Below are 16,485 nucleotides of genomic sequence, written 5' to 3' on the forward strand. Positions count from 1 at the left end.
AACAAAAGAAAAACTCACAAAATGGGGATTAAAAGATATATCCCAACTTTATGAGTTACGATACTTAAAAGATTGAACCGCCGTATACGGAACCGTACGTACGGTGGTGTGAGAGGTCGGGGATTAAATTTCCCCTCCTACTCTATTGTGCTAACGGGCAGGTTTGTTAAATAACAATTGAAACAAGCTGTTCAATGATGCCCCTGGTAAAACAAGAGCATATTAGCTTTCAAGACTGGAACATGTGTCAGTTATCATAATCACTGCTGGGTAAACCTTTTTCAAGAGTGACGTAAAATGGTGTGGAAGTTTTTTTATTTTTCCCATGTGAAAATAGGTATCATGATGTTATATATTTTTTCTTTACTCTCTTCACAATCATTAGTAGAAAAAAGAGTATAGGAATGTATCCATAATCTATAATAAATCCTATTTCCCCTATATAGGTAGTTAACGTATAAATTTGTTGCCCTGTCTTTAAAAAATAAATGATAATTAATACAAGCATAAATATCAAAAGAACCCCATATTTTTGCTTCAAGTTGGTCACCTTCTTTATAATACGGCTGGTACACCAAAAGGAAATACAAAAATTAGGAAGAAGGACAATAGTCCAAGTGGCAATACCAATGAATTCAAATCTCTCAACGAAAGGCATCTCTACTATTTTCCACATCGTTAAGGTTGGCCATATGTTTTTTTGCAACTGTCCTTCAGAATAATAAGCAAAGGTTAAAATCGCAAGAAATGTATAGGCAATCATAGCAATAAGGACAGCCAGATGAGCCCATTTTTTTGATTTTTTCGGTTCTTTGATAAATGGATAAATAAACAAAAGTATCAAATAGCCAGAATAGGTAAAGGACATATGATAAGATGCTTTAACCAGATCCTTTATTGAGTGGTCAAAAATTGGAAGGAGGTTCCTGAAATCCGCATAAGGTATCGTAAATAAAAAAGTGAAAGCTAAATAAGCGGGAAGAACAAATCCAAAAAACGCCACACCTGCTATGGTTCTAATCCCTCCAAAGACGATATAAGTAGCTAAGCAACAAAAAGCTAGAGAATACCAAAATGTACTTAAATCCGGAAACATCCACACTTGAATGACTCTTATAAAATTACTAAGTACAGTGACAGCGCTAACAAGATAATAGATAACAAATGGCAGGGATATGAGTTTGCCCATTTTATTTCCAAATATGACGGTATGAGCTTTCATTATATCTCCATCTGCTGTTTCGGCGATTTTATACATCATCCATAGAATGATATGGATACTTAAACCGGAAATGATAACGGAAATCCATGCATCGTATCCTGCAGTTAATGCGATAATACGCTGGAAGCCAAGAACCCCTACGCCAACCTGCATCTTATGGATCAGAAAAAAAACTAAAAAAGGCGATATTTTTGCTTTTTCAGGCACTATTTGTTCCATTAACCCTTCCTCCGGTTCTTATGTCAATCACTTTTTTGCTTTTTACTCATGTTAAATATCATATTAGGATTTTATACCATTGAAGCTTATAATCATTGATGTTGATCGCTTCATTAAGAGTAATCTTAAGGTCCACCATTCACGGTGTATAGATTAAAAAAGGAGTTAAGGAAGGTAAATCTTAATAAGTATGTCTATATTTATCTTTTCCTTATATGGAATAATTATGAATCATGCTGCAGTATAATGGGTCACCTATATAGGTGGGTGAAATTTTATGATAAAGGCTTGGGAGTAGATATGAAATAGGGACTGCCACCGCCGACACCGCCTCCGTAGCCAAATCTGCACATACTTATCATTACCTGTTAAAATGTTCGAAATAAAACCCTCACTATGTATCTTAATTCATAGGACAAGAATTCTTGGACAAACATCATATTGATAATGGAAAATATACAACTTGTCTATAAATGCAAAAAAACGTCTGCTTGAAAGAGGCAAACGTTCTCTATATCCGAGAAGGTAATGTATAATATGTTGGTTTTACGCTGGCGGTAATCATAATATATGTACAAGATCATGAAATGGACAAGGGCTGATTTTTTATCGAATTAATTTTTGGTTTGTTCAAAAAAATTCCTCCAAATAAAACTTAACTGATTGGGTACTCAAGTTAAACTGATGCATAGTCTAGAGTGTAGCCGAAAAGCCATAGTATTGCTTAGCACATAGACCAGTCAAAGACAGTCTCAATCATCAGAAGCCCCTAGTAGGGCTTTTTTTGTATATATTAATACTTTCCACTTAATAAAAAACTACACTTAAGCATGGGCAGGGAGACAACCTAGGAGAAGGATCTTAATTGCAGATAGTGCCCAACCACTTTTTGGTATTTTACATATTTTATAGGTATCAGCTGAAAAGGAGGTTGTGTTTATGGATGGTGTTGGTTTCGGAGGCGCTGGTGGTGGCTTTGCCTTACTCGTTGTTTTGTTTATCCTTCTTATTATTATAGGAGCTTCATTTGTTGGTGGTTTTGTTTAAGAAATAACCTATACCTTTTTGAAAGGAGGAGTAATTATGGATGGTTACGGTGGTTTTGGAGGCTGCGGTGGATTCGGTGGTTGTTGTTCCCCCGGATTTGGCTACGGAGGTGGCTTTTGCGGAGGCAATCCATTCGTTTTAATCGTAGTATTATTCATCCTGTTAATTATCGTTGGAGCAGTATGTTTTTACTAATTTATACTCTTGAAAAAAGCCTTATAAAAAGGCTTTTTCATTTGTTATCAGAGATTGAGCATCCTTCTAGACTACTTCTATGTCTTTTTATCCTACCTTCACTATGGTAACTCACATACCACCGCGTATTTTCATGACTCAGATTTGTTGTGATCAGTTGAATATATGGTAAATCAACATTCGACATGAAAAAAGAGCAAGCCTGAAGGCGTTGCTCTATAAGCGATTCTCAGAAGAAGAATGGGAAAAACGGGGCACCAAACGGTCTAAAGAAAGGTCTGCCGAAAAATGGCCCAGGGAAAAATCCAAAGCCGTAGCCATCATTTGGTTGCTTTGAATTTAGTTCAGCTATTTCTAAACCGTCCTTTTTTACTTTAACAACCTTGCCGATAACCCAGTCACCTTGTTCATTTTTAAACTTAATCAATTGACCTTCGAAACGACGAGCATTTTCATAATTGAAGTACATGCCAAAAACCTCTTTTCTAAGGGAATTGCTATAAATTATGTAAAGATGCCACATGTTGAGAGTGCAATTGACTATGTCTTGTCCATTTTTGGTAAAAATAAAAACTCGCCTAGTTTGTAAAGAAATTCAATTAAAGTATCGAGTGCAAGAGCCGAAGAGCAAAGCTGTCATTCTGGATAGCTTTTGCCCAGCACAATAAATTAAAATGGTATATCGCACTGCCGATTCTTTCAGCAGACCTTTATTCATCCGTTGCGTATGGGCCAGAAGCGGGAATGACAGAACTTGTTAAGTTTGGGAATGATGCAAAGTGGTATATCATCCCTATTACGATTTCCACTGTTACCTTATCATTTAAAGAAATAGGTTATAAAGGCATGATAAATTCTCATACCTTTTATATATTTTATTGAGCTAATTCAGTTTTTGGCTGCAGGTCAGAATTTGAATTTTGGATTTTGCGTAGTGGAGTTCTGTTCATGCACGCACTAACGGTGTAAACAGCAGAGCATCTAAAAACGCACCTTAATATTCAATGCTACGGGATTGTGAAGAATTGTACTTAAACTATAGGGTACAAGAGTTGAAGTTCTAGCTGCCATTTTGGCAGCTTTCTTTATTGTGCTAAATGTCAGGATAGTCGAAGAGTCCAGATTGATGTTTATTCAGCAATCACGCCAGATTGTTAAGGATGTAGTTTAGCATTAAAAGTGGGGAACCGTATCACAAGCGACAACCCTCTAACCAAATATGGACTGCCCTAAAAAGACATTCCAATCAATGGAAGAATGGTATGGGTTGGTCTATTTTTTTATGTCCTGTCTTATCGAAAAATGTAAAAAAGTGAAAATTGGATACATGAATTTTTATATTTTTTTTACACCTTTGCGGGAAATTTTTACCCTATTTTTACGCGAAACCGAAGTAGAATTTATCTATGCCAATGAGGTCAATCAATACTAAACAAAGCTAATCATTAAATCAGTTTAAGGAGGAATTTAGTAAATTTACTCAGATACACAGAAAAGGATTGAACCATAGGGGGGTATATGAAAAATATCTTGATCTTAGGTATCTCTTTAATCCGAAGTTTGAGTAAGCCGAACAAAGAGAATTTCCACTGGTTGATTAATCGGATGCACTCAACAGTTGAAAACATGAGGATGGAGGTTAGGTATGTTTAACAACGATTTTGTATCAATTGCACTTTTTATTTTAGCCTTTGCTATTTTTTGGGGATTTACTTTATTTTGTGAAAAAGCATGAGGAGGAAATCGGTATGCTTATACCTGGAATCATTGGAGTAGCTTTAATTGTTTATTTGACCTACGTCTTAATTAAACCTGAGAAGTTTTAGGATGAATTTAACAATGATGAACATGTAGGAGGAACATCGAAATGACAAACGGATTAATACAGGTAGTAGTGACCTTAGTAATTGCCATCTTATTGGTAAAACCGGTAGGTGCCTACCTTGTAAAAGTGTTTGATTATGAAAAAACAGGCTTAGACCGGATTTTTGGACCTGGAGAGCGGCTCATTTTCCGTATGATTGGAGTCAAAGATAGAGAGCCGATGGGCTGGAAAAAATATGTTTTTGCCATGCTGCTCACGAACTTTATCATGATGATGCTAATGTATATCGTATTTAGAACACAAAAGTTTTTGCCGTTAAATCCCGATAAGATCGGTAATATGTCACCAGCATTGGCGTTTAATACCGCAGCATCATTTATTACAAATACAAACTGGCAAGCCTATAGTGGGGAAAATTCACTTTCGTACTTATCACAAATGATTGCTATTACCTTTCCAATGTTTACATCTGCTGCCACGGGATTTGCAGTAGCAATTGCCTTTATTCGTGGTTTAGTGGCGAAACAAAATAATCTTGGAAACTATTACGTTGACTTGGTGCGTTCCATTACGCGTGTTTTCTTGCCATTATCTTTTATTGTTGCCTTATTTTTAGTATTTCAAGGATCACCTGAGACATTGCATGGTGCGGTTAATGCTACAACACTGGAAGGCGCTAAACAAACCATTACAAGAGGACCTGTTGCATCATTAGAATCTATTAAACATATTGGAACAAATGGCGGCGGATATTTTGGTACCAATTCAGCCCATCCTTTTGAAAATCCAACACCATTATCAAACTTGATGGAAATTCTATGTATGCTGCTGCTTCCTACTGCATTAGTATATGCATTTGGAGTAATGATTAAAAACAAACGCCAAGGCTGGTCCGTTTTCGCAGCAATGGGAATCATGTTTTTATTGTTTCTATCAGTCGTCTTTTTTGCTGAATATCAAGGTACACCAGCATTAAATGCCCTTGGTGTTCATGGGAATATGGAAGGAAAAGAAGTTCGCTTTGGAATTTCCGAGTCATCATTGTTTACAGCCGTAACGACGGCAGCTACTACTGGATCTGTTAATAATATGCACGATTCATTAACTCCGATTGGCGGTCTTGTTCCACTTGGAGAAATGATGTTAAACAACGTATTTGGCGGTAAAGGGGTCGGGCTGCTAAACGGATTGCTTTATGTGATTTTAACCGTATTTATTTGCGGCTTGATGGTTGGACGTACGCCTGAATTTTTAGGTAAGAAAATAGAATCTAAAGAAGTGAAACTCGCTTCTATTGCATTGCTTACACACCCGGTAATAATTCTTGTTCCAACAGCGATTGCCTTGATTACTCCTGGAGCGATTTCATCTATTTTAAATCCAGGAAATCATGGGGTATCAGAGGTTCTATACGCTTTTACATCAGGAGCTGCAAACAATGGTTCGGCTTTTGGCGGTCTTACAGCAAATACAGACTTCTATAATACCATGATTGGTCTAGACATGTTGTTAGGTCGATTTATTTCAATCATTGCAATGTTAGCAATCGCAGGTTCTTTTGCAACGAAAAAAATGGTTGAAGCCACTACGGGAACGTTCCGTACCGATACATCATTATTCACTGGGATCTTAGTCGTGATCATATTGGTCATCGGTGCTTTAACGTTCTTCCCGGCACTTGCATTAGGTCCAATTGCCGAACATTTAGGAATGTTTCATTAAGGGGGACGTATGATTATGGCAATACAAACAAAAACGCTATCAAAGGATTTGGTCCTGCAAGCCATTATTAATTCATTTAAAAAATTAAATCCATTCGTGATGATTAAAAATCCCGTTATGTTTGTCGTCGAAGTGGGGACGCTCATCACTCTAATTCTTTCGATTAAACCTGATATTTTTGCAGCTAGTACAGTTGGTCGTGGGTATAATATTGCGGTATTTTTTATCCTATTATTTACGGTGCTGTTCGCAAACTTTGCTGAAGCCTTAGCAGAAGGTAGGGGGAAAGCCCAAGCTGATACTCTCCGAAAAACGAAATCAGAGACAGTGGCGAAGATTCGTCAAAAAGATGGTTCATATAAAGAGCTTCCATCTACTTCATTAAGAAAAGGTGATATTGTTCGAGTCGATACGGGTGAATTGATTCCTTCTGATGGAGAAATTATTGAAGGATTGGCTTCGATTGATGAATCTGCCATCACAGGTGAATCTGCCCCTGTTATTAAAGAGGCAGGAGGAGATTTCTCGTCTGTAACCGGAGGAACAAGGGTTGTTTCTGATTTCATTATTGTAAAAATCATGACGGACCCGGGTGAATCTTTTCTTGATAAGATGATTGCTTTAGTTGAAGGTGCTTCCCGGCAAAAAACACCAAATGAAATTGCTTTAACGACTCTTTTGGCTGTGTTAACACTCATTTTCTTATTTGTCATCATGACGTTGGTGCCAATTGCTGACTACTTAAAGGTTCGTTTAGACGTGGCAACACTCATTGCTCTTTTAGTTTGCTTAATTCCAACGACAATCGGTGGATTGCTTTCCGCGATTGGGATTGCTGGGATGAACAGGGTAACTCAATTCAATGTGCTGGCGATGTCTGGTAAAGCAGTAGAAGCTGCCGGGGATATCAATACGATGATTCTTGATAAAACAGGAACCATTACTTTTGGAAATAGGATGGCAAGTGAGTTTGTACCAGTAGCAAATGTTTCTGAACAGGAAGTTACCTTAGCCTCTTTAAAAGCATCCGTAAAAGATGAAACACCTGAAGGACGGTCTGTTGTAGAGTTAGCCCGTAAGCTGGGTGTCGATTGGGATGAAAAGGAATACGAAGGAGCAGAAATTATTGAATTTACAGCAGAAACCCGAATGTCCGGCTTAAACCTGAACAACGGAACGCAAATCCGAAAAGGCGCAGTGGATGCCATCAAGAAATATATCGCTGCCCAAGGTGGAAGAGTTCCTGTAGATCTTGACAAGAAGGCCGATGAAATCGCCATGGCAGGGGGAACTCCGTTGGCTGTTGCCATTGATAAGACGATATACGGGGTTATCTATCTGAAAGATACCGTGAAACCAGGGCTGAAGGAACGTTTTGCAGAACTGCGTAGTATGGGGATTAAGACGATCATGTGTACGGGTGATAATCCGTTAACCGCTGCGACCATCGCTGCCGAAGCCGGGGTTGATGACTTTATTGCCGAAGCCAAACCTGAAGATAAAATTGCTGCGATTAAAAAAGAACAAGATGAAGGTAAATTGGTTGCGATGACTGGTGACGGAACCAATGATGCTCCGGCTTTAGCACAGGCTGATGTAGGACTAGCGATGAATTCAGGAACAATGGCTGCAAAAGAAGCAGCCAATATGATTGATTTAGACTCTGATCCTACTAAACTATTATCTGTTATCGCAATTGGAAAGCAATTACTGATAACACGGGGAGCATTAACCACCTTCTCGATTTCAAACGACATAGCTAAATATTTTGCGGTCATTCCGGCGCTGTTTATTACGATGATTCCGCAGTTGCAAGCTCTTAATATCATGGGGCTGGCATCACCAAAATCGGCGATTCTGTCCGCGTTGATTTTTAATGCGATCATCATCCCGCTCCTCATCCCAATTGCGATGAAAGGGGCAAAATATAAAGCGATGAGTGCGAATAAACTGCTTTCACGAAACCTTCTTATTTATGGACTTGGCGGGGTCGTTGTTCCTTTTATCGGTATTAAAATCATTGATTTGATTGTAGCTGCTCTACATCTAGCGTAAATCAGGAAATCTGGAGGAGATATTAATGAAGTCATTCCTAGTTGCCCTACGAGCTTCTTTGTCCTTAATGATATTATGTGGATTAATCTATCCTTTAGCAACAACAGCCGTTGCACAGGTGCTTTTTCACAAGCAAGCAGAAGGAAGTCTCGTTACTCTGAACGGAAAAATACAAGGATCAGTGCTTTTAGCACAAGGTTTTAAAGGACCGCAATGGTTCCAACCAAGATCTTCGGCTGCAAAATATGATTCAACAGCTTCTGCTGCGACAAATGCAGATGTTGCATCAAGTGATTATGTTAAAACTGTTAAAAACAACGTAAAGCAAGTAAAAAAAGAAGATCCTAATATCGGAAATTCAATTCCAGCAGATTTAGTCACTACGTCTGGTTCCGGCCTCGACCCGGATTTATCTCCTGAAGCAGCGAAAGCACAAGTGCAAAGAATTGCAAAAGCAAGAGGTGTTTCAGAAGATCGAATCCAAGCGCTAATAAATAAACATACAAAAGGTCGATCATTGGGGATTTTTGGTGAGCCACGTGTGAATGTTTTAGATTTAAACATCACATTACAACAATTGAAATAATTAAAGGGGAGAGCCTTTTCTTCCCTTCTTTGTCTATTGCATGAAAGGAGGGGCAAATTTGGGTGAAGACCAATTTCGCAGAAAAACACCTGAGGAAATTTTAGAATCGATTCAAAAAATTCGAAGAGGTCATTTGAAAATTATACTTGGTGCTGTTCCTGGTTCCGGAAAAACATATCACATGCTGCTTGAAGGCAATATTTTAAAAAAACGAGGTATTGATGTTGTTATTGGGAGTATTAGTACCTTAAATCGTCCAAAAATCAAAGAACAAATTGGCGACTTAGAAATTATTCCCTCTATTCATTGGATAGATCATGGTCAAGAGAAATATGACTTGGATGTTGATAGAATCATTACCCGAAATCCAGAAGTTGTTTTAGTGGATAATCTAGCACATCATAATCGCCCGGAGGCTTCAAGATCTACTCGTTTAGACGATATCAATTATCTTTTAAACATGAAAATTAGTATCATAACAACAGTTAATATATTTGAGCTTGAAGATGTAAAGGAGATTGCGAGTAAATTAACAGGTGGTAAAGTACAGGTCCATTGCAGTGTTCCCGAAGATACACTTGCCCTTGCTGATGAAGTAAAGCTATTGGATGTGACTCCTGAAGTAATTCTTCAAAGGCTCCGGGAAGGTGATATTGAGTCTTTCAACGAAAAAAAAAGAACAAGAGATAACTTATTTCATAGGGGAAATCTTGCTGTCCTACGTGAACTCGCACTGCGCTATTTAGCAGGCGAAGTAAATGATGACCTTGATGACTACCGAGAAAAACATGGAATGACTGGTCCCTCTGGAGCTTCTGAAAAAATTTTAGTGACCGTTCAATACCATTGGAATGGATCCATTTTGGTTAGGCGCGGACAGCAGATTACCAAAAGATTAGGTGGAGAATTGCTTGTTGTTTGCTTTCAGTCGTCTAACAAGAAATTATCTAAAAATGAACTAACCTTTAAGCGCGCAATCATAAAGCTGGTGGAGAAAGTTGACGGAGAATTTGAGGAAGTTCCTATAGAGTCTGATTCGGTTGCGGATCAAATTGTTCGATATGCAACGAAACACAGTGTAACCCGAATTGTAATGGGACAATCGAAACGAACACGGTGGGAGGAAATCGTTTACGGATCCATTATTAATAGAATCCTTCGGAAAACGAAAAATATAGATGTATTTATTGTTGCCGACAGAGCAGAAAAGGATGGAGAACGTGTCATTCCAACCAAACAAAGGCAAAAAGATAAAGATAATCCTTATCGGCGACTCACTCTTGGAGAACTGGAAAACAAGATTAATCAAATAAATCGGGGAACATTAAAAGTATATATTGGTGCAGCACCTGGAGTGGGGAAAACGTATACGATGCTCCGGGAAGCGAACGAACTGAAGAAAAAAGGAATCGATATCGTCATTGGATTCCTAGAAACCCATGGGCGGAAAGAGACGTTTGAACAAATTGGTTCTTTAGAAATCATTCCTCGAAAAAAGATTATATATAAAGGAACTACACTTGAGGAAATGGATACTACTGCAATTATTAAACGTAATCCAGAAGTAGTTTTAGTCGATGAGTTAGCCCATACAAATGTGCCTGGAAGCAAGTACCACAAAAGATACGAGGATGTGGAGGTGCTCTTAAATGCAGGCATCTCGGTCATTTCCACGATGAATATTCAACATTTAGAAAGTCTCAATGATAGTGTGGAGCAAATAACAGGCGTGAGAGTTAGGGAAACCGTCCCTGACCATATCTTGCGAAAGGCTAATGAAATCGAATTAATTGATATCTCTCCAAAAGCGCTAAGGGAACGAATGAAGGAAGGAAGAATTTATGCTCCTGCAAAAGTGGAACAAGCATTGAACAATTTCTTTAAAACCGGAAATCTTATCGCCCTTCGAGAATTAGCGTTACGGGAAGTGGCAGATGATGTGGATGAACGGCTTGAGGCATGGGAGAGAAAACGGACATTAAGAGGACCTTGGAGAAAAGAAGAAGTGATTTTTGTATGTACAAATCTGCGGAACGATAGTGAAAGGTTAATACGCAGAGGATTCCGGATTGCTTATCGATTAAAGGCTCTCTGGTACGTGGCTTATGTTAAAGACCATCACCCTTTAACCGACCAGGAGAAGGAAACATTAAATAAAATTCGACAACTGACAGAACGGCTCGGTGGGATATTTGAACAATACGAAACAGGCAATCCACGTAATATCTTTCGAGAATTGGTAAAGCAAATGAATGAGAAAAATGCGACTCAAGTTATAATAGGTCAATCAGCCCGTACCCGTTGGGAGGAAATCAAAAAGGGGTCTGTTACGCAACGGTTGTTAAGAGAAGTACGCCATATGGATGTACTAATTGTGGCTGACCAAATATCAGAACCTCATAAATATAAAGAATAGAAAAAGGTTTGCATTTTAAAATGGAAAGTAATCAAGTGAATCGTGTCTTGGAATGCACAGTTTGTAATTTACATGTCGTAGCAAATTCAAGGGACTGATGATAAGATGAATACTGATCAAGATACATTATATTTCTGTTGCGAGAAGGGATATTTAGATATTTATACCCTAAAATATCGATGGTTTGGTGCTAAATGGAGGTATCAGGGCGGTTATTGTTTTAGGTTAACATTTTTAAGTGATTACCTATAGTAAATTATAAATGAGTTCAATTTAAAAGATAGGGGAGGTGGTAAACGATGGATAATGAACAATGGGAAAGTAGTGAAGGAACGATTCATTCCACAGAAAAAAAGTACGGTGAACTCACTGTTTTTTTAGGTGCATCAAGTGGGGTCGGTAAAACTTATGCAATGTTAGAGGCTGCTTGTATCAAGCAGAAAGAGGGACAATACGTTTTGATTGGTTGGTTGGAGGAATACGATCGTCAAGAGAATAAGGAGAGAATAAAAGAGTTACCTAATATTAAACCTCGCCTTATTCAAGATGAAGAACACCATTTTTTTGAAATGGATATTGAAGAAATTTTAAATCGCCACCCACAACTTGTACTCATTGATGAATTGGCACATTCCAATGCGCCCGGTTCACCGCGTGCAAAACGTTATCGAGATGTGGAAGCGATTCTGATGGCTGGTATCGATGTTTATACTACGATAAATATTTACGAGGTAGAAAGTTTAAAAGACATTGTTTCTAAAATTATCGGTATGGAAGTGAATGAAACTGTACCAGATAAATTCCTCGAACATGCAAGCCAAATTCGTTTGGTGGACAGTCCCTCAGATGAAATCTTACGGAGATTCCAAGAAGGAAAAATCCGGACCATTTCAAAAAACATAGATGCCCGTAAATTCTTTCGTCTTGGAAATATCATTGCACTTCGAGAAATGGCACTTCGCTATGCTGCGGGGCAGGTTGATCAACAGTTAGATGAATACATGCATTCGAATAAAATCCCTGGTCCATGGCCAGTTTCGGAAAAAGTTATGGTCTGTGTTAGTGCCAGCCCTTTTTCAAAACAGCTCATTCGAATGGCTCGGCAAATGGCGACCAGCCTTAAAGCGGAGTGGATCGCTGTTTATGTTGAAACACCTCGCAGGCTTCCAAAGAGTGAGCAAGAACGTTTAGCACTTTCAAGTAATCTTCAATTGGCAGAAGAACTGGGTGCAACCGTAAGGACTATAATCGGAAACAGTGTAGCTGAGGAGATCTTGGAGCTAGCTCGCAGCCAGAATGTAAAACAAATTGTGATTGGCAAGCCAAGGTATTCCCGTATTTGGGAGTGGATGCACGGTTCTGTTGTAAATCAAGTCATTCGAAATAGTCATGAAATTAGTGTGCATATCATACCGGGGCAGGTTGAGAGATATAACGACATAAGGCATGTTACTGTTTCAAGAGAGAATTTGAAATGGAGTCCATATTTTATCATTACAGCATCTGTAGTTTTGCTTACCATACTTTTAAGAATATTTGGTCTATCATTTGATTTGGTAAACATTGCGCTTCTTTACTTGTTTCCCGTTCTCTTTGGGTCAGTTCGTTGGGGGATTGGACCTTCATTCTATGCTGCTGGGATTGGGGTTCTTGCTTTCGATTATTTTTTCGTTCCTCCAGTGTATAGTTTAACGGTGTCCGATTTACGTTATTTGATTTCTTTTGCTGTGTTTTTGGTCGTTGCAACTCTTACGGCAAGTCTAGCATCCAGATTAAGACACCAATTGCTTGAGGTTAGACAGCGGGAAGCAATCACTTCAACATTGTATGCGTTAAGTCGTCAAATGACGGCAGTTACTGATTTGAGCGCAGCGCTCAAAAGTATGGATAGGCAAATTTCTGAAACCATTGGTGCCCAAGTAGCGATTTATTTACCTTCGGAAACAGGTGAGTTACGATTAACAGAATTTTCGAGTGGAGATTTGAACTGGGGTCAGCGAGAACCAGCTATGGTCATAGTAAAGTGGGTATATCGGAATGGGGAGATAGCGGGCAATGGAACACATAACTTACGTGATTCACCTGACTTATATCTCCCGCTGAAAACGGAAGACCAAATACATGGTGTGTTGGCTGTCCATTTAAAAAATCAGGATTTAGTCGTAACTCCTGACCGAATGCAGTTAATTGAAGCTCTTACAAGCCTCTCCGCAATGGCAATTGCTCGGATAAAACTTCAAGAGGAAGCAAAGGTTGTCCATTTAACTGCTGAATCCGAAAGGTTACGAACTGCTCTTCTTGATTCAATCTCTCACGAATTACGTACTCCTCTCGCTACAATTATTGGCTCCGTGACGGCTTTGATAGATGGGGATGCGGTGTTTAGTTCGAATGATCGCCACGAACTCCTATCGACCATTCGTGAGGGAGCCATGCGAATGAATCGCTTAGTTACGAATTTATTGGGAATGGTTCGGATTGAGAGTGGGATGTTACGCTTACGGAAGCATTGGTGTGACCTTGAAGACATTGTAGGGGTTGCCTTAACTCAGGTAAAAGACTCACTTCAAAATCGTGTTATCCGATTGGCAATCGATGAATCCATTCCCCCAATCGAAGTGGATGACGTACTTTTGGAGCAAGTTTTAGTTAATGTATTAAACAATGCTATTAAGTATTCACCTGATCGCAGCGAAATTGTGCTTTCTGCCAAGAAAAACATAAATGTGATTGAAATTTTCATTAGAGATGAAGGGGCAGGAATTCCCCCGCTTGAATTAGGGCGCATATTTAGTAAATTTTACCGTGGGGAATCTACAAGAAATATACCTGGCACCGGGCTTGGCCTAGCCATCTGTAAAGGGATTATTGAAGCACATGAGGGTACTATTCGAGCAACAGAAAATAGTCCAAAAGGAACAATCATCACGATTTCTATTCCTTTGTTTGATCCACCCTTATTGCGAAATGAAAATCTACAGGAAGAAGGTGTTAAAACATCATGACGAGTTCTGGTGCAAAAATACTGGTTATCGATGATGAACCCCAGATTCAAAAGTTATTACGTGTTACGTTGCAAGCCCAAGGGTTTGAAATTGTCGCGGCATCATCGGGGGAAGAAGGAATTCTTAAAACGACAATAGTTCGCCCGGATCTTATTGTATTGGATTTAGGATTACCTGATATCCCTGGTATGGAAGTTCTTCACCGCATTCGCGAATGGACCCAAATACCAATTGTTGTTCTGACGGCAAAGGACCGGGAAGAAGATAAGATTACTGCACTAGATAGTGGAGCGGATGATTATGTGACCAAACCGTTTGGAATGGGTGAACTCCTTGCTCGGATTCGGGTTGCATTAAGACATAATGCCAAATCACAGGATGAACCTATCTTGGATTTTGGAAGGCTTGTTATTGATTTACCTGGACGAACTGTTGAATTAGATGGCGAGAAAATTAAACTGACCCCAACGGAATATGAACTTTTGAAAATACTTGCTACGAATGCTGGACGTGTTATGACTCATAAACAATTGCTTCAGCAGGTTTGGGGGGGGCATCAATATGATACTGATAGTCATTATTTACGTGTATATATCGGGCATTTGCGAAAAAAGATCGAAAATGATTCCGCCAGGCCGAACTTTATCATTACAGAACCAGGAATTGGTTATCGATTTATGATAAATACTTAATTTTGATGAAATAATAACTAACAAATTCACAAATTAAAAATACAAGTAAATTGATATTTTGGATACATATTCTGTCTAGTAAAACACTAAGATAACCTTAGTGTTTTATTTTGTAAAAAGGAGTAAAGAAATTACTCACCCTGCCCATGTTATTGAAATGTGTTTAGGATTTCTATGTCTTTTAGGAATTTGGTTTTCTATTTCAAATTACAATAGCGTTAAACGTGCATAAATTGGTAGACCTATGAGAATGGCTGAGCTTCACGCACAACACAATAAATTAGTATAGTATATCGCCTTGTCTATTACGATTTCAACCGTTGTTTTTTATTGGCCATCTTATGAAAAAACAATTGAGGATTGTAATTCTTTTTTGCTCTATTTTTCTTGTCTCTCCAAATTTCTCTAAAGCCCTTGAAACGCCACTTCAAGGAAAAGAAATCAAATATAACCATAACAGTTTGACTATTCCCGAAATTAAACACCACGTCGATTTTAATGTGCTTGTACCTAAAAATGTACCTGATGATTGGACATTAGAAATCAAAACTTACCCTTGGGAAGCAAAGACCAATTTTACCAACTTTAGATTGCATTATATGGAAAAAACGATGAAAAAATGATGATTTGTATTGAACAAATGAAGGGTTCAATGAAACAAATTGAAGAGAATAACCCAAATGCTAAGACAGTAACCATAAATGGGTATAAAGGCAATTTAATAAAATGGGGAAATGATGGTGAAGTTGACTTTAAAGGAGAAATTGTAACTGGTGGTTTACTTCAGTGGACACAAGAAGGAACGTATTAGAATGATATAGTTCAACGATACAAATGGAGAAGATGTTAGAGATTGCACGGTCTTTGGAATAGTCATTATAGATCCAACGAACGGTAGCGTTTTTTTTGAAGAGGATTGTGAAATACTGTACTTAAACTCCCATGAAATAAAAACTGAAAAAAGGGCATGAAAAAATAGACCCAGAAAAGCCAGTTTTAAAAAAAAAGCTGAGCCTCTTGAATGAAAGAGTATAAGGTTGGCTGGTAAAACGAAATAGTAATACCCTTCTACATAAAAAATAATAATAGGAAGGCTGGCGCAACAACCAGAAAAAGGATTAATCTCCCATAAGTGCTACCCCTAAATGGGCGCGACAGTCGGAGGTACACCGTGGTCGTTGGAGTCAGACTAACGGATGGGCCCAAAAGCACCATAGTTCAAAGACTTTCTTCGCCAGCATTAAATCAGTATAGACTACCTGATCCATTTTCATTCTCTGTGGTGAAGCGCCGGTTTTTGCGCTTCATGGGGGGCTAACGGGTGCTTATGTAAAAGACGGGATGCTGCGGCAATCCCGTTTTCTTATGTGCGCCCGGCATGGGCGATAACTTGGTGGTGAAAGTCCACTACAGGCTTGGCAGTAGGAACTGTTAGCCAATAGCAAGGGTGTCCACCGTGAGGTGGAATCTGAAGGAAGCTGGAGGCAAATTCTCGAACTGA

13 protein-coding genes are annotated in these 16,485 nt (G+C 38.7%); 11 read left to right on the forward strand and 2 right to left on the reverse strand.

The features are described 5' to 3' along the window. Positions 1–340 precede the first annotated feature (340 nt). Positions 341–1,441 (reverse strand): GerAB/ArcD/ProY family transporter, encoded by a 1,101-nt coding sequence (locus tag E2K98_RS28410; protein ID WP_133340126.1) that lies wholly within the window; start codon positions 1,439–1,441, stop codon positions 341–343. A gap of 939 nt (positions 1,442–2,380) precedes the next feature. Between E2K98_RS28410 and E2K98_RS28415 the strand changes: the two genes are divergently transcribed. Both E2K98_RS28415 and E2K98_RS28420 read left to right on the forward strand, forming a co-directional pair. Continuing rightward, positions 2,381–2,488, forward strand: coding sequence for a YjcZ family sporulation protein (locus E2K98_RS28415; protein ID WP_133340128.1), 108 nt, complete (start codon positions 2,381–2,383; stop codon positions 2,486–2,488). 36 nt (positions 2,489–2,524) lie between these two features. Continuing rightward, a complete protein-coding gene (locus tag E2K98_RS28420) occupies positions 2,525–2,683 on the forward strand; it encodes a YjcZ family sporulation protein (protein WP_133340130.1) in 159 nt (52 codons plus the stop codon). A gap of 229 nt (positions 2,684–2,912) precedes the next feature. On the opposite strand, the gene E2K98_RS28425 is transcribed toward E2K98_RS28420, so the two are convergent. After that, positions 2,913–3,152 carry a hypothetical protein gene (locus tag E2K98_RS28425; protein WP_133340132.1) on the reverse strand — a complete coding sequence of 80 codons (240 nt, stop codon included), beginning with the start codon at positions 3,150–3,152 and terminating at the stop codon, positions 2,913–2,915. A 1,279-nt stretch (positions 3,153–4,431) separates the two neighbouring features. Here E2K98_RS28425 and kdpF point away from each other — a divergent pair. The 9 genes from kdpF to E2K98_RS31320 all read left to right on the forward strand — a co-directional run bounded on the left by kdpF (position 4,432) and on the right by E2K98_RS31320 (position 15,795). Next, a complete protein-coding gene (gene kdpF / locus E2K98_RS32465) occupies positions 4,432–4,509 on the forward strand; it encodes a K(+)-transporting ATPase subunit F (protein WP_133340146.1) in 78 nt (25 codons plus the stop codon). A 41-nt stretch (positions 4,510–4,550) separates the two neighbouring features. Next, positions 4,551–6,230, forward strand: coding sequence for a potassium-transporting ATPase subunit KdpA (kdpA, locus tag E2K98_RS28435; RefSeq protein ID WP_133340134.1), 1,680 nt, complete (start codon positions 4,551–4,553; stop codon positions 6,228–6,230). Positions 6,231–6,239: 9 nt separating this feature from the next. Then, positions 6,240–8,285, forward strand: coding sequence for a potassium-transporting ATPase subunit KdpB (gene kdpB, locus E2K98_RS28440; RefSeq protein WP_372512690.1), 2,046 nt, complete (start codon positions 6,240–6,242; stop codon positions 8,283–8,285). 25 nt (positions 8,286–8,310) lie between these two features. Continuing rightward, positions 8,311–8,871, forward strand: coding sequence for a potassium-transporting ATPase subunit KdpC (gene kdpC, locus E2K98_RS28445; RefSeq protein WP_133340136.1), 561 nt, complete (start codon positions 8,311–8,313; stop codon positions 8,869–8,871). 58 nt (positions 8,872–8,929) lie between these two features. Continuing rightward, positions 8,930–11,287 (forward strand): universal stress protein, encoded by a 2,358-nt coding sequence (locus E2K98_RS28450; protein WP_235824961.1) that lies wholly within the window; start codon positions 8,930–8,932, stop codon positions 11,285–11,287. 299 nt (positions 11,288–11,586) lie between these two features. Beyond that, positions 11,587–14,292, forward strand: coding sequence for a sensor histidine kinase (locus E2K98_RS28455; protein WP_133340140.1), 2,706 nt, complete (start codon positions 11,587–11,589; stop codon positions 14,290–14,292). Continuing rightward, complete coding sequence (locus E2K98_RS28460) at positions 14,289–14,984, forward strand: response regulator (protein ID WP_133340142.1); 696 nt, start codon at positions 14,289–14,291, stop codon at positions 14,982–14,984. The genes E2K98_RS28455 and E2K98_RS28460 overlap by 4 nt, the downstream gene beginning before the upstream one ends. 341 nt (positions 14,985–15,325) lie before the next feature. After that, a complete protein-coding gene (locus E2K98_RS28465; protein WP_133340144.1) occupies positions 15,326–15,607 on the forward strand; it encodes a hypothetical protein in 282 nt (93 codons plus the stop codon). A 29-nt stretch (positions 15,608–15,636) separates the two neighbouring features. Then, a complete protein-coding gene (locus E2K98_RS31320) occupies positions 15,637–15,795 on the forward strand; it encodes a hypothetical protein (RefSeq protein ID WP_165976419.1) in 159 nt (52 codons plus the stop codon). Positions 15,796–16,485: the final 690 nt, after the last annotated feature.

This window comes from Bacillus salipaludis, assembly GCF_004358205.1.

Bases quoted from the DNA above. Each gene is read 5' to 3' on its own strand.
- E2K98_RS28410 (WP_133340126.1), bottom strand. From the start codon at position 1,441: ATGGAACAAATAGTGCCTGAAAAAGCAAAAATATCGCCTTTTTTAGTT.
- E2K98_RS28415 (WP_133340128.1), top strand. From the start codon at position 2,381: ATGGATGGTGTTGGTTTCGGAGGCGCTGGTGGTGGCTTTGCCTTACTC.
- E2K98_RS28420 (WP_133340130.1), top strand. From the start codon at position 2,525: ATGGATGGTTACGGTGGTTTTGGAGGCTGCGGTGGATTCGGTGGTTGT.
- E2K98_RS28425 (WP_133340132.1), bottom strand. From the start codon at position 3,152: ATGTACTTCAATTATGAAAATGCTCGTCGTTTCGAAGGTCAATTGATT.
- kdpF (WP_133340146.1), top strand. From the start codon at position 4,432: ATGCTTATACCTGGAATCATTGGAGTAGCTTTAATTGTTTATTTGACC.
- kdpA (WP_133340134.1), top strand. From the start codon at position 4,551: ATGACAAACGGATTAATACAGGTAGTAGTGACCTTAGTAATTGCCATC.
- kdpB (WP_372512690.1), top strand. From the start codon at position 6,240: ATGATTATGGCAATACAAACAAAAACGCTATCAAAGGATTTGGTCCTG.
- kdpC (WP_133340136.1), top strand. From the start codon at position 8,311: ATGAAGTCATTCCTAGTTGCCCTACGAGCTTCTTTGTCCTTAATGATA.
- E2K98_RS28455 (WP_133340140.1), top strand. From the start codon at position 11,587: ATGGATAATGAACAATGGGAAAGTAGTGAAGGAACGATTCATTCCACA.
- E2K98_RS28460 (WP_133340142.1), top strand. From the start codon at position 14,289: ATGACGAGTTCTGGTGCAAAAATACTGGTTATCGATGATGAACCCCAG.
- E2K98_RS28465 (WP_133340144.1), top strand. From the start codon at position 15,326: ATGAAAAAACAATTGAGGATTGTAATTCTTTTTTGCTCTATTTTTCTT.
- E2K98_RS31320 (WP_165976419.1), top strand. From the start codon at position 15,637: ATGAAACAAATTGAAGAGAATAACCCAAATGCTAAGACAGTAACCATA.